General features: G+C 43.4%; 11 protein-coding genes. 10 read left to right on the forward strand and 1 reads right to left on the reverse strand.

From position 1 onward, the window contains the following. Window positions 1-89 precede the first annotated feature (89 nt). Window positions 90-308, reverse strand: coding sequence for a glutaredoxin-like protein NrdH (gene nrdH / locus D8793_RS05015; RefSeq protein WP_005589588.1), 219 nt, complete (start codon window positions 306-308; stop codon window positions 90-92). 442 nt (window positions 309-750) lie between these two features. Between nrdH and D8793_RS05020 the strand changes: the two genes are divergently transcribed. From D8793_RS05020 to manA, 10 genes are all read left to right on the forward strand, one after another. Beyond that, the gene (locus tag D8793_RS05020) at window positions 751-1,014 is read left to right on the forward strand and encodes a phosphocarrier protein HPr (protein WP_005589589.1); all 264 of its coding nucleotides are present in this window, start codon (window positions 751-753) and stop codon (window positions 1,012-1,014) included. A gap of 4 nt (window positions 1,015-1,018) precedes the next feature. Next, the gene (gene ptsP / locus D8793_RS05025; protein WP_061910896.1) at window positions 1,019-2,752 is read left to right on the forward strand and encodes a phosphoenolpyruvate--protein phosphotransferase; all 1,734 of its coding nucleotides are present in this window, start codon (window positions 1,019-1,021) and stop codon (window positions 2,750-2,752) included. Between the two features lie 234 nt (window positions 2,753-2,986). Then, window positions 2,987-4,411, forward strand: a complete 1,425-nt coding sequence (locus tag D8793_RS05030; RefSeq protein WP_125371012.1) for an NADP-dependent glyceraldehyde-3-phosphate dehydrogenase — start codon at window positions 2,987-2,989, stop codon at window positions 4,409-4,411. A 388-nt stretch (window positions 4,412-4,799) separates the two neighbouring features. Next, on the forward strand, window positions 4,800-6,713 hold the full coding sequence (gene glgB / locus D8793_RS05035; RefSeq protein ID WP_125371013.1) for a 1,4-alpha-glucan branching protein GlgB: 1,914 nt from the start codon (window positions 4,800-4,802) through the stop codon (window positions 6,711-6,713). Window positions 6,714-6,716: 3 nt separating this feature from the next. Beyond that, entirely contained in the window at window positions 6,717-7,859 is a 1,143-nt protein-coding gene (locus D8793_RS05040; protein ID WP_045496498.1) for a glucose-1-phosphate adenylyltransferase, read from the forward strand. Further along, window positions 7,849-8,988, forward strand: a complete 1,140-nt coding sequence (gene glgD / locus D8793_RS05045; RefSeq protein ID WP_125371087.1) for a glucose-1-phosphate adenylyltransferase subunit GlgD — start codon at window positions 7,849-7,851, stop codon at window positions 8,986-8,988. The genes D8793_RS05040 and glgD overlap by 11 nt, the downstream gene beginning before the upstream one ends. After that, window positions 8,985-10,415, forward strand: a complete 1,431-nt coding sequence (glgA, locus tag D8793_RS05050) for a glycogen synthase GlgA (RefSeq protein ID WP_125371014.1) — start codon at window positions 8,985-8,987, stop codon at window positions 10,413-10,415. Before glgD ends, glgA begins: the two co-directional genes overlap by 4 nt. 133 nt (window positions 10,416-10,548) lie before the next feature. Beyond that, window positions 10,549-12,945 (forward strand): glycogen/starch/alpha-glucan phosphorylase, encoded by a 2,397-nt coding sequence (locus D8793_RS05055; RefSeq protein WP_125371015.1) that lies wholly within the window; start codon window positions 10,549-10,551, stop codon window positions 12,943-12,945. A 142-nt stretch (window positions 12,946-13,087) separates the two neighbouring features. Beyond that, the gene (locus D8793_RS05060; protein ID WP_125371016.1) at window positions 13,088-13,588 is read left to right on the forward strand and encodes a phosphatase PAP2 family protein; all 501 of its coding nucleotides are present in this window, start codon (window positions 13,088-13,090) and stop codon (window positions 13,586-13,588) included. Between the two features lie 149 nt (window positions 13,589-13,737). Next, on the forward strand, window positions 13,738-14,679 hold the full coding sequence (gene manA / locus D8793_RS05065) for a mannose-6-phosphate isomerase, class I (RefSeq protein ID WP_125371017.1): 942 nt from the start codon (window positions 13,738-13,740) through the stop codon (window positions 14,677-14,679). Window positions 14,680-14,731: the final 52 nt, after the last annotated feature.

Raw genomic sequence — 14,731 nt, forward strand, 5'->3', positions numbered from 1 at the left:
TCCTTTTTCTAAAATGTCTTTTGCTTTTACAAAATAAACGGCTCCTACGAATGATAGGAGCGGCAACAAAGCTCTAAATACTGGTGAGATTATGATAATTTTTTAAGTTTACCAGGCTGGAAACCAGAAAATGCTTCAGTTGGCGTTTGAATAACAGGCGCTGCATTGAAACCGAGGCTTTTAACATGGTCGATGTATTCTGGTTGCTCATCAAGGTTGATTTCGCGATATTCCACATTGTTGGTATCAAGAAAACGCTTGGTCATCTTGCATTGAACACAGTCGTTTTTAGAGTAAATAGTTACCATTAGATGATTCCTCTATACTTTCATTTTCTTAAATTTAAATCTGAAACTAGTATATCTAAAAGCGAATTCGATGTCAACAGTTTTGAACTAAATATTGTATGATATTTTCTTATAGCAACCATTGAGATACAATATATAGTATGTAAAACATCGAAATAAAGAGAAATAACCACAAGGAGTAACAGCGCTTACTGTACTTTAAGCGAAGCTAGACCAAGAAGAATTCATTATAAGGAAGAAAGCCTTGAAACTATTTCGGAAAGAGAGGGAGTTGACGATTGAATCTACTATTTTAAAACAGAATTCATTTTCAAAGTCTAACGAAATATTTTGTAAGCGGGCTATAAAATTCTTGAAAAAGATTTCAAAAAGTGATATAATATCAACTTGTAAGGGTTATCACTTTAACTCAAAAAGAATTATTTTAAAGGAGAGTCTAACTATGGCTTCTAAAGATTTCCACATTGTGGCAGAAACAGGTATTCACGCGCGTCCAGCAACATTGTTGGTACAAACAGCTAGCAAATTTGCTTCAGATATCACTCTTGAGTACAAAGGTAAATCAGTAAACCTTAAATCAATCATGGGTGTTATGAGTCTTGGTGTTGGCCAAGGTGCTGACGTTACAATCTCAGCTGAAGGTGCAGACGCGGATGATGCTATCGCTGCTATCTCAGAAACAATGGAAAAAGAAGGATTGGCATAAGAAAATGACAGAAATGCTTAAAGGAATTGCAGCATCTGACGGTGTTGCTGTTGCTAAGGCATATCTATTAGTTCAACCGGATTTGTCATTTGAGACTGTTTCAGTCGATGATACGAATGCAGAAGAGGCTCGTTTGGATGCAGCTCTTGAAGCTTCACAGAACGAGCTTTCTGTTATCCGTGAGAAAGCAGTAGATAGCCTTGGTGAAGAAGCGGCTCAAGTATTTGACGCTCACTTAATGGTACTCGCTGACCCTGAAATGGTTGGTCAAATCAAAGAAACGATCCGTACTAAGAAAGTAAATGCGGAAGCTGGTCTGAAAGAAGTTACAGACATGTTTATCGCTATTTTTGAAGGTATGGAAGACAATCCATACATGCAAGAACGTGCGGCAGACATTCGTGATGTGACGAAACGTGTTTTGGCAAACCTTTTGGGCAAGAAATTACCAAATCCAGCTTCTATCAATGAAGAATCAGTTGTTATTGCACATGACTTGACTCCTTCTGATACAGCTCAATTAGACAAGAAATTTGTTAAAGCTTTTGTAACTAATATCGGTGGACGTACAAGCCACTCTGCAATCATGGCGCGTACGCTTGAAATCGCAGCGGTATTGGGAACAAACAATATCACTGAACTCGTTAAAGACGGCGATATCATTGCAGCAAATGGTATCACTGGTGAAGTAATCATCAACCCAACTGAAGAGCAGGCAGCAGCATTCAAGGCAGCTGGTGAAGCTTATGCGAAGCAAAAAGCTGAATGGGCTCTCTTGAAAGATGCTCAAACAGTGACTGCCGATGGCAAACACTTTGAACTCGCAGCTAACATTGGTACACCAAAAGACGTTGAAGGTGTCAATGCAAATGGTGCTGAAGCCGTAGGTCTTTACCGTACAGAATTCCTTTACATGGATTCACAAGACTTCCCAACAGAAGACGAGCAATACGAAGCTTACAAGGCTGTCTTGGAAGGTATGAACGGCAAGCCAGTGGTTGTCCGTACGATGGACATCGGTGGAGATAAGGAGCTTCCTTACTTCGATATGCCGCATGAAATGAACCCATTCCTTGGTTTCCGTGCATTGCGTATCTCTATCTCTGAAACTGGTGACGCCATGTTCCGTACACAAATCCGCGCTCTCTTGCGTGCTTCTGTACATGGACAATTGCGTATCATGTTCCCGATGGTTGCCCTCTTGACAGAATTCCGTAAAGCTAAAGCAGTTTACGAAGAAGAAAAAGCGAAATTGCAAGCTGAAGGAGTTGCTGTAGCGGACAATATCCAAGTGGGGATCATGATTGAAATTCCAGCGGCAGCAATGTTGGCGGATCAATTTGCCAAAGAAGTTGACTTCTTCTCTATCGGTACTAACGACTTGATCCAATACACAATGGCAGCTGACCGTATGAACGAACAAGTTTCATACCTCTACCAACCATACAATCCATCTATCCTGCGCTTGATCAACAACGTTATCAAGGCAGCTCATGCTGAAGGCAAATGGGCAGGTATGTGTGGAGAAATGGCCGGTGACCAAACAGCTGTGCCGCTTCTTGTCGGAATGGGCTTGGATGAATTCTCTATGAGTGCCACTTCTGTCCTTCGGACTCGTAGCCTTATGAAGAAATTGGATACGAAGAAGATGGAAGAACTTGCACAACGCGCATTGACTGAATGTGCAACGATGGAAGAAGTTCTTGAACTTGAAAAAGAATATCTTGACTTCGATTAATCTGAAAATTAAGATCAGGAAATTTTCCTGGTCTTTTTTGTTTTCTTCAGCGTCATAGTAGACCTAGTGTAGAAAGTGAGACTCGATGAAAAATCGAGAAATATGGAGAGTTCATATAAACAAAAGAAAATGATTTGTGAAATTTGTGAAAAATTTCCTTAAATTTATAAAATTTAGTTGAAATTTTCAGAAAATTTGATAAAATGATACTTAATAACATTTTTGGGGGGACACGTGACACAATATAAGAACTATATAAATGGAGAGTGGAGAGCTTCTGAAAATGAAATCACCATCTCATCTCCTATCAATAATGAGATTTTAGGAACTGTGCCTGCCATGAGTCAGGCAGAGGTGGATTATGCGATGGCGAGCGCTCGGGCGGCTTTACCAGCTTGGCGCGCCCTTTCAGCAGTCGAACGTGCAGCTTATCTGCATAAGGCCGCGGATATTTTGGAGCGCGATCAGGAGAAGATTGGCGAAATCCTTGCAAAAGAGGTTGCCAAGAGTATTAAAGCGGCGATTGGAGAAGTTGTTCGGACAGCAGACTTGATTCGCTATGCGGCCGAAGAGGGAATTCGTATTCACGGTCAGGTCATGGAAGGGGGCGGCTTTGAAGCTGCCAGCAAGAAAAAATTGGCTATGGTTCGTCGTGAGCCTGTAGGAGTTGTCTTGGCTATTGCGCCATTTAACTACCCAGTCAACCTGTCTGGTTCTAAGATTGCTCCTGCCCTTATCGGCGGAAATGTTGTGATGTTTAAGCCACCTACACAAGGTTCAATTTCTGGTCTGCTCTTGGCTCAGGCTTTTTCTGAGGCTGGTCTGCCTGCTGGTGTTTTCAATACTATCACTGGCCGCGGTTCAGAAATCGGGGACTACATCATTGAGCATAAGGAAGTGAACTACATTAACTTTACCGGCTCCACTCCAATCGGTGAACGCATCGGTAAGTTGGCTGGTATGCGTCCCATTATGTTAGAATTGGGTGGTAAGGATGCTGCAGTCGTGCTGGAAGATGCCGACTTGGAGCATGCAGCTAAGCAGATTGTTGGCGGGGCATACAGTTACTCCGGTCAGCGCTGTACGGCTATTAAACGTGTCATTGTCATGGAGAGCGTAGCAGATAAATTAGCGGCGCTGATTAAGGCAGAGGTAGAGAAACTAACGGTTGGTGATCCCTTTGATAATGCGGATATTACACCAGTCATTGATCATGCATCAGCAGATTTCATCTGGGGCTTGATTGAAGATGCTCAAGAAAAGGGAGCGTCAGCCTTGACAGAAATCAAACGTGAAGCAAATCTCATCTGGCCTGCCTTGTTTGACCATGTGACACTAGATATGAAATTAGCTTGGGAAGAGCCATTTGGTCCTGTTCTTCCGATTATTCGTGTGACTTCCGTTGAAGAGGCTATCCAGATCTGTAACCAGTCAGAATTTGGTCTTCAATCTTCAGTCTTTACAAATGATTTCCCGAAAGCATTTGAAATTGCTGAGAAACTGGAAGTGGGTACTGTACACATCAATAATAAGACCCAACGTGGTCCAGATAACTTCCCATTCCTTGGTGTTAAGGGATCTGGAGCCGGAGTGCAAGGGATTCGTTACAGTATCGAAGCGATGACACAAGTGAAATCCATCGTGTTTGATGTGAAATAATGAGAAAGGCGGCTTTGTGCGGCCTTTTTTCTTACCTTTATGAACTTGTAATTCTAACAAGTGTTCGAACAATATAAAAATAAGTAGGCGTTCATATTTTTGATTGCTTATCATTTTAAAATGTAAATTTACATATTGGTCTAGATAAATTATTTTAGGAATCCTAGTACAGGGATTGATTTTTAAGTACAGATATTAGCCTCAAACTCTTTGAAATCAGTATTTTATCAGATATTTTCCACAAGAACCTTGATATAGCAACTCATTCTTGTAAAGAAATTGGGCTTTTGAAATTTTTGAGATAGTTTTTGGAAATTTACTTGAAAAATATAAGAAAATGGGGTAAAATAGAAACATAGAAAACGCTTACAAATAGAAAGGTGACTAAATGGACAAAAAAGAAGCATTAAGAACCTTTACAACAGGTGAAAACTTTCATTTGCAGCATTATTTGGGAGTGCATCAGGATGTGGTGAATGGCAAGGCTGGCTACACTTTTAGAGTTTGGGCTCCAAATGCGCAGAATGTGCATCTGATTGGAGATTTCACCAATTGGTATGGAGAGCAGATTCCTATGACTCGCAATGAAGGCGGTGTCTGGGAAGTCTTCACGGATTTGCCTAAGGAAGGAGATATTTACAAGTACAATATCAAACGCAGTAGTGGTCAGGAAATCTTGAAAATTGATCCGCTGGCTATCTATTTGGAAGAGCGCCCAGGTACGGGAGCCATTGTTCGGACTATTCCAGAGAAGAAGTGGCAAGATGGACTTTGGCTGGCTCGGAGAAAGCGTTGGGGCTTTTTCTCAAGACCGGTCAATATATATGAAGTGCATGCTGGATCTTGGAAACGCAATCCTGACGGCAGTCCATATTCTATGGCTCAGCTTAAGGAGGAGTTGATTCCTTATCTGGTCGAAATGAACTATACACACGTTGAGTTCATGCCGCTCATGGCCCATCCTTTGGGACTCAGCTGGGGCTACCAGCTCATGGGCTACTTTGCCTTTGAACATACTTATGGAACACCAGAGGAATTTCAGGACTTTGTCGAAGAATGTCACTTGAATAATATTGGTGTCATTGTGGACTGGGTTCCAGGTCACTTTACCATCAATGACGATGCCTTGGCCTACTATGATGGAACACCAACCTTTGAGTACCAGGATCATGACCGAGCTCACAACTATGGTTGGGGTGCCTTGAATTTTGACTTGGGAAAAAATGAGGTGCAATCCTTCTTGATCTCTAGTATCAAGTTCTGGATTGATTTCTACCATCTAGATGGGGTTCGTGTGGATGCGGTTAGCAACATGCTCTATCTGGACTACGATAGTGGTCCTTGGCAACCAAACAAGGACGGCGGTAATCGTAACTATGAAGGCTATTATTTCTTGCAGCGTTTGAATACAGTTATCAAGCTGGCTCATCCAGATGTCATGATGATTGCTGAAGAGAGCTCGTCCGAAACCAAGATTACGGGCATGAGAGAGATGGGCGGTTTGGGCTTTGACTTCAAGTGGAATATGGGCTGGATGAACGATATTCTCCGGTTCTACGAAGAAGACCCGATTTACCGCAAGTACGATTTTAATCTGGTGACCTTCAGCTTTATGTATGCTTTTTCTGAAAATTTCCTCTTGCCTTTCTCTCACGACGAAGTCGTTCACGGCAAGAAGAGCATGATGCATAAGATGTGGGGTGACCGCTACAATCAATTTGCTGGTCTCCGCAACCTCTTGACCTATCAAATCTGCCATCCAGGCAAGAAATTGCTCTTTATGGGTTCAGAATTTGGTCAATTCCTAGAGTGGAAGTCAGAAGAGCAGCTGGAATGGTCAAATCTGGACGATCATATGAACAAGCAGATGCAAACCTTCACTTCTGCCCTCAATGCCTTTTATCGAGATAATCGTCCGCTTTGGGAGATCGATTTGAGCTATGATGGTATCGAAATCATTGATGCCGACAATACCGATCAGAGTGTCCTTTCCTTTATCCGTAAGACGGAAAAAGGAGATATGCTGGTCTGTGTATTCAACATGGTGCCAGTAGAGCGCAAAAACTTTACCATTGGTGTGCCAGTGGCAGCTATTTATGAAGAAGTATGGAATACTGAATTAGAGAAATGGGGAGGTGTTTGGAAGGAACACAACGAAACAGTTCAGTCTCAAGAGGGACTATGGAAAGATTATCCGCAGACCTTGACCTTTACGCTACCAGCTTTGGGAGCAAGTATTTGGAAAATCAAGCGTCGTGTGAATGTTCGTAAAAATGCTAAAAAAGATTCCACAAAGGAGTAGGATATGAAGAATGAAATGCTAGCTTTGATTCTTGCCGGTGGGCAAGGAACTCGTCTTGGAAAGCTCACACAAAGTATTGCGAAACCAGCAGTACAGTTTGGTGGTCGTTATCGTATTATTGATTTCGCGCTGTCGAACTGTGCCAACTCTGGGATTAACAATGTCGGTGTGATTACCCAGTACCAACCACTTGCTTTGAACAGTCACATCGGGAACGGTTCAAGCTGGGGTTTGGATGGTATCAACACAGGTGTATCCATTCTTCAGCCTTACTCTGCCAGTGAAGGAAATCGTTGGTTTGAGGGAACAAGCCACGCTATTTTCCAAAATATTGACTATATCGATAGTATCAATCCTGAATATGTTTTAATCCTATCTGGAGATCATATCTACAAGATGGACTATGATGATATGCTCCAATCCCACAAGGATAACAGCGCTAGTTTGACGGTTGCAGTCTTGGATGTGCCTCTCAAGGAGGCCAGCCGTTTTGGCATCATGAATACCGACGCTAACAATCGGATCGTTGAGTTTGAAGAAAAACCAGAAAATCCTAAATCTACCAAGGCTTCTATGGGAATCTATATCTTTGACTGGCAACGTCTCCGCAATATGCTGATTGCTGCTGAAAAGAGCAATGTAGATATGTCCGACTTTGGTAAAAATGTTATCCCTAACTATCTTGAATCTGGCGAAAGTGTTTATGCTTATGAATTTAACGGCTACTGGAAAGACGTTGGTACGATTGAGTCACTTTGGGAAGCTAATATGGAATACATTAGTCCAGAAAATGCTTTAGACAGTCGTGATCGTCAGTGGAAAATTTACTCACGTAACTTGATTTCACCACCAAACTACCTTGGTGCAAATGCTCATGTTGAGGATTCTTTGGTAGTTGACGGCTGTTTTGTGGATGGAACTGTTAAGCATTCTATTCTTTCAACAGGCGCTCAAGTTCGTGAGGGTGCAGAAGTCACTGATTCTGTCATTATGAGTGGCGCTATTATTGGTCAGGGAGCTAAGATTAAACGTGCGATCATTGGTGAGGGTGCTGTTATTTCTGATGGTGTGGAGATTGACGGGACAGATGAAGTGCAAGTAGTCGGATATAATGAAAAAGTGGGGGTACCAACAGATGAAGATTGATAAATATTCAGCGATTTTAGGAAATACGGTCGGTTTCCACGACATGTCAACCTTAACAGAACATCGTCCAGTTGCCAGTTTGCCATTTGGTGGGAAATACCGCTTGATTGACTTTCCACTGTCTAGCCTTGCTAATGCTGGTGTTCGTAGCGTCTTTGGTATCTTCCAGCAAGACAATATAAGCTCTGTATTTGACCATATTCGTTCGGGTCGTGAGTGGGGCTTGTCTACACTTTTGAGCCACTACTATCTAGGCATTTACAATACTCGTGTAGAAAGCAGCACAGTTGGTAAGGAATATTATGAACAGTTACTGACTTATCTGAAGCGCTCAGGCTCTAACCAAACTGTAGCCCTGAACTGTGATGTGTTGATCAACATTGACCTTAATCAAGTCTTCCACTTGCATAACACAACCCAGCAACCGATGACAGTAGTTTACAAGAAATTGCCATCTAAAGATATTTCAGATGTGAATGCAGTTCTGCAAGTCAGCGAAACAGACCATGTCCTAGGACATAAGCTGCATAGTGATAGAGACGAGGGCGAGCTCTTCAATATGTCTACAGATATTTTTGTAGTAGATACGCCTTGGTTGATTGAAAAATTGGAAGAAGAAGCCCAAAAAGAATTCCCACAAAAACTACGCTATGTTCTTCGGGACTTGGCAGCTGAAGTTGGAGCTTTTGCTTACGAGTACACAGGCTATCTAGCAAATATCTACTCTGTTGGTTCATATTATAAAGCTAACCTTGACATGCTTGAACAGAAGAAATTCTATTCTCTCTTCTCGCCAAATCACAAGATTTATACAAAGGTGAAAAACGAAGAGCCGACTTACTATGCAACAGGATCGAAAGTAAATCGCTCTCAGTTTGCGTCAGGTAGTATTGTAGAAGGTGAAGTTGTAAACTCTGTTATTTCGCGGAATACAAGAATTTTAGCGGGCAGCAGTGTCAAAGACAGTCTCCTCTTCCCACGCGTTGTCGTTGGAAAAAATGCAGTGGTAGAATATGCAATTGTGGACAAGGGCGTTGAGATTGCTGAAGGAGTTGTCGTTCGAGGGACAGCTGAACATCCAGTTGTACTGAAGAAAGGTCAAAAAGTTACAGAGGACATCGTTTCATGAAAATTTTATTTGTAGCAGCAGAAGGGGCCCCTTTTTCCAAGACGGGTGGTTTGGGGGACGTTATCGGCGCCCTCCCCAAATCCTTGGTCAAAGCTGGTCATGAGGTTGGGGTTATTCTGCCATATTATGACATGACGGATGCTAAATTTGGTGATCAAGTTGAAGATCTCTTCTCCTTTGAAGTCAGTGTCGGTTGGCGTCGGGAGTATGTCGGTGTCAAAAAGATTGAGTTGGAAGGTGTGAACTTCTACTTTATCGATAATCAGCATTATTTCTTCCGTGGACATGTCTATGGTGATTTTGATGACGGCGAACGTTTTGCTTATTTCCAATTAGCAGCAATCGAGCTGATGGAGCGCATTGACTTTATTCCAGATGTTCTCCATGTGCACGATTACCATACAGCTATGATTCCTTTCTTGGTCAAGGAAAAATACCGCTGGATTCAGGCCTATAACAACATCAAGACAGTACTGACTATTCATAATTTAGAGTTTCAGGGACAATTTCCGGATAGCATGCTTTGGGAACTCTTTGGTGTCGGCTATGAACGTTATGCGGATGGCACTCTCCGTTGGAATGACTGCCTCAACTGGATGAAGGCGGGCATTCTCTATGCAGATCGCGTGACGACTGTTTCACCGAGCTATGCCAACGAAATTCGGACAGCTGAGTTTGGCTGCGGTCTGGATCAGATTCTTCGGATGGAGTCAGGCAAGCTGGTCGGTATTGTCAATGGTATCGATACAGATATCTACAATCCAGAAACAGATAAATTGCTAGCTTATCACTTTAATAAAGATGATTTGACCGGGAAATTGGAAAACAAACGAGCTCTTCAAGCAAAAGTCGGCTTGCCAGTTCGGGACGATGTTCCTGTCGTTGGTATCGTCTCTCGATTGACACGTCAAAAAGGTTTTGATTTGGTGGTGGAAGAGTTGCATAATCTGCTTCAGGAAGATGTACAAATTGTCCTTCTTGGAACAGGAGATCCTGCATTTGAACGTGCCTTCGCTTGGTTTGGCCAGGCTTATCCTGAAAAATTATCCGCTAATATCCTTTTTGATGTTACTTTGGCTCAGGAGATCTATGCAGCTAGTGATATTTTCCTCATGCCGAGTCGCTTTGAACCTTGCGGTCTGTCGCAGATGATGTCCATGCGTTACGGTACACTGCCACTGGTTCACGAGGTTGGTGGTCTCCGGGATACAGTTGAACCTTTCAATGTCTATAGTGGACAGGGAACAGGCTTTAGCTTCAATAACTTCTCTGGTTATTGGCTAACATGGACTTTCAAAGAAGCCCTCAATCTTTACTGGCATGACCAAGAAGCTTGGCGTAGTCTGCAAACTCAGGCTATGGAAAGAGATTTCTCTTGGGATACAGCTAGTCGAGCATACAGTGATTTATATGAGTCACTACTCTAGTATGTTGCATTAGAACAGCAATCCTCTCTTGTTTCTGACAAGAGAGGATTTGTCGGGTAAGTGGTCTTTCTCATGTTGACATCTTATCCAGACGGATGCTTTTCCCTAAAAGAAAGGAAGTTGATTCGTAAAAATGGAATTAAATAAAGAACAGTTTATCCGAGATTTCAAGGATACTTTGCACGAACGACAGCTGATTAAGATTGCGGATGCTACACCTGCCGAGCTTTTTCAAGCCCTCGCTAGTACCATTCGTAAATATATCACGCCACTGTGGCTGGAGCGCCGCAATAAACTCGTGGAACAGCAGCAAAAAACAGCCTACTATTTCTCAATTGAGTTTCTGCCGGGACGTATGCTGGAAACCAATCTGCTCAACTTAGGTATCCTTGATACGGTCAAGGAAAGCTTTGCTGAGTTAGGAGTTGACTTTGAGGATGTAAAAAATGCTGAGCACGACATGGCTTTGGGAAATGGGGGCCTTGGTCGCTTGGCAGCAGCTTTCATGGACTCGCTAGCTACAACGGGCTATCCAGGTTTTGGAAATGGGATTCGCTATCGCTACGGTCTTTTCAAGCAGAGAATCGTGAATGGCTATCAGGTGGAAATTCCAGATGATTGGTTTGGCAGTCTAGGGAATGTCTGGGAAACCCGTAAGGATCACGGCATTGTGGATGTCAAAATCTTTGGTAATGTCTACTTGCGTGCCAATGAAGAAGGCCGCATTGTGCCGGTTTATGAGAATTCTAAAACTTTGCGTGCTGTGCCTTACGATGTGCCGCAGATTGGCTTTGGCAATGACAATGTCAACAATCTCCGGCTTTGGGATGTTGAAATTCCAGAGGAGCATGAACTGGACTACCCGACCATTGAAGCTCGTCGCCGGGTGCAAGACATCACTGCTATTCTCTATCCCGACGACTCTAGCTACGAAGGAAAAGAGCTGCGCTTGATCCAGGAATACTTCATGACCAGTGCAGGTCTGCAGACCATTATCAAATCCTACCTCAAGCAAAGGCGTCCGCTCAAAGATATTCATGAGAAGGTCTCTGTCCATATCAACGATACCCACCCAGCTGTCGCGCCGGCTGAGTTTATGCGTCTCTTGGTGGATGAGTACGACCTGGAATGGGCAGATGCTTGGAATGCTACGGTTAAAACCATGAGCTATACCAACCATACCATTCTGTCTGAAGCCTTGGAAAAATGGGATGCAGAGCTCTTTAAGAATGTCCTGCCGCGGGTTTATCAGATTATCCTAGAAATTGACAACCGCTATGTAGCTGAAATGGCTGGACGCAGCCTTGATCCGCAAGTCATCGAAAACACTCGGATTGTCAAGGATAATCAAATCCACATGGCTCACTTGGCTATCATCGGTGGTCATTCAATCAATGGTGTTGCCAAACTCCACACCGAATTGCTCAAAGAAGACACCTTGCGTGATTTTTACAGCATTTACCCAGAGAAGTTTAATAACAAGACCAATGGCATTATCCAGCGCCGCTGGCTGCAAATTGCGGACCAGCCTCTGTCAGCTGAGATTGATAAGCTGATTGGTAAGGGCTGGAGAAGTGATATCCATGAGCTGCGTAAGCTTTTGGAATTCAAGGATGATCAGCAAGTGCTGGGCGATTTCTACCGAGTGAAGCAGGAAGCCAAGGCCCGTCTGGCTGACTTCATCAAGGAATCAACAGGAGTGGAAGTCTCTACAGAAGCCATCTTTGATGTGCAGGTAAAACGCCTCCACGCCTACAAACGTCAGCTGCTCAACCTACTTCATATCATCAAGCTTTACTGGGACCTCAAGGACAATCCTGACAAGGATATGGTGCCACGCGTCTTTATCTTCGGTGCCAAGGCTGCTCCTGGCTACCACTTTGCCAAGTCGGTTATCAAACTGATTAATGAAGTAGCCAATCTGGTCAACAAGGATGAAAGTCTGCAAGGCAAACTCAAGGTTGTTTTCCTAGAAAACTACCGGGTCAGCCTGGCTGAGCTCATCATTCCAGCTGCGGATGTATCAGAGCAGATTTCTCTGGCTTCCAAGGAGGCTTCTGGCACTTCCAACATGAAGTTCATGATGACAGGTGCCATTACCCTAGCTACACTGGACGGAGCCAATATCGAAATCAAGGACGAGGTGGGTGACGACAACATTGTCATATTCGGGATGGACAAGGACCAAGTTTACGAGCACTATGCCCGCCACGATTACTACTCACGAGGTGTCTATGAAAGCAATCCAGACATTCGTCGAGTGGTCGACACCTTCGTCAACGGTACCATTCCAAACGTCCGTGAAGAAGGATCTGAAATCTACGAAGCCCTCATCACCCACAATGATGAATACTTCCTCTTAGAAGACTTCCATGCTTATGTGGAAGCTCAAGAGAAGATTGATGCTCTCTATCGTGACAAAGAAAAATGGGCCCGCATGAGCCTGATTAACATCGCTACATCAGACAAGTTCACTTCAGATAATACCATTGAGCAATATGCCAAGGAAATCTGGAACTTGGAGAAGTAATACCCTTCAGAAAATATGAATACTGAGAGATTGGGGCTTAAGTCTCAGTCTCTTTTGCTATCCATCTACCATCTTATCTAGAAATATGCTATAGTAGAGAAAGTATGAGAATTAAACTTTTTAAAAAGCAGGGTAAGCAAGCATGAAAGACTACACGATTTTTTATCAACAATTAACGGATCCCTTTCGCAGTCGTCCTAGGATAGTGAAAGGGATGGCATATTTTAATAGGGGGATGACTGTTTTTATGCCCCTGGTGTATGGATTGGTCTTGATTGATGCCTTTCTGATGGAGAGTTGGAAGGGGCTACTTGCTTTTTTTCTCCTTCCAGCTATTGGATTTGGTCTCTTGTCAGCGATTCGTAAATGGCTGAATCAAGCACGGCCTTACGAAAAATGGTCTATTCAACCCTTGCTGGCCAAGGATACATCAGGCAAGTCCATGCCCAGTCGCCATGTCTTTTCGGCAACTGTCATTTCCATGTGCCTGCTCTACTTTTTTTGGCTGCCGGGGCTTCTCTGCCTCTTACTTTCGGCAGGGCTGGCTCTAGTGCGCGTGATTGGCGGAGTGCACTATCCAAAGGATGTAGTGATAGGATACCTTTGCGGCATTTGCTGGGGAGCTTTAATCTTTTTATTATAAATGTCTGGCGAGAGCCAGATTTTTCTTTGTAAAGTAAGTTGAGGAGTAGACAAAGTGCCCGAGTCTATATTATAATGTAAGCAGTACCAAACTTTTATCATCAAGGATTGCCTGATTTTGGAAGATGAAAAATATGTAAGGAGACTATTATGTCAGAACCGTTATTTCTAGAGTCTGTGATGCAGGAGAAGATTTGGGGCGGCACTAAGCTGCGTGATGTTTTTGGCTATGAAATCCCCAGCGACCATGTAGGGGAGTACTGGGCTATCTCGGCTCATCCCAATGGTGTGTCAACCGTCAAGAACGGACGATTTGCCGGCCAGAAGTTAGATGTTCTCTATGCCGAACACCGTGAGCTCTTTGGCAATCGTCCAGAGCCTGTCTTTCCGCTTTTGACGAAGATTTTGGATGCCAATGACTGGCTTAGCGTACAGGTCCATCCAGATGATGCCTATGGACTAGAGCACGAAGGGGAGCTTGGTAAGACTGAATGCTGGTATGTCATTGCTGCAGACGAAGGAGCAGAGATTATTTATGGTCACAATGCCAAGAGCAAGGAAGAGCTGCGTCAGCAAATCGAGAGCAAGGACTGGGATCATCTTTTGACCAAAATTCCGGTCAAGGCTGGTGACTTTTTCTATGTGCCAAGTGGCACCATGCATGCTATTGGCTCAGGGATTCTGATTTTGGAGACTCAGCAGTCTAGTGACACAACTTATCGGGTCTATGACTTTGATCGTAAGGACGATGCTGGCAATCTTCGTGAGTTGCATTTGGAGCAATCGATTGACGTTCTGACTATCGGTGAGCCAGCTAATAGCCGTCCCGTTACCATTCAGGCTGACGATTTGACTTCTACTCTTTTGGTAGCCAATGACTTCTTTGCTGTTTACAAGTGGGACATTGCTGGTTCTGTTGAATTTAAAAAGACAGTAGATTACAGCTTGTTCAGTATCTTGGAAGGTGCTGGTGAGTTGACAGTGGATGGACTAGTGTATCCAATCAAAAAAGGCTCTCATTTCATCCTGCCGAGCGATGTTACAGAATGGACCTTGTCTGGCGACTTGCAACTGATTGTCAGCCATCCATAGTGAAAAAACAAATGAGAGTGGGACAGAAATCGGTAATTCGTTAGAATTCGAT

The sequence above is a fragment of the Streptococcus cristatus genome, assembly GCF_003943465.1.
GTDB classification, from domain to species: domain Bacteria; phylum Bacillota; class Bacilli; order Lactobacillales; family Streptococcaceae; genus Streptococcus; species Streptococcus cristatus_C.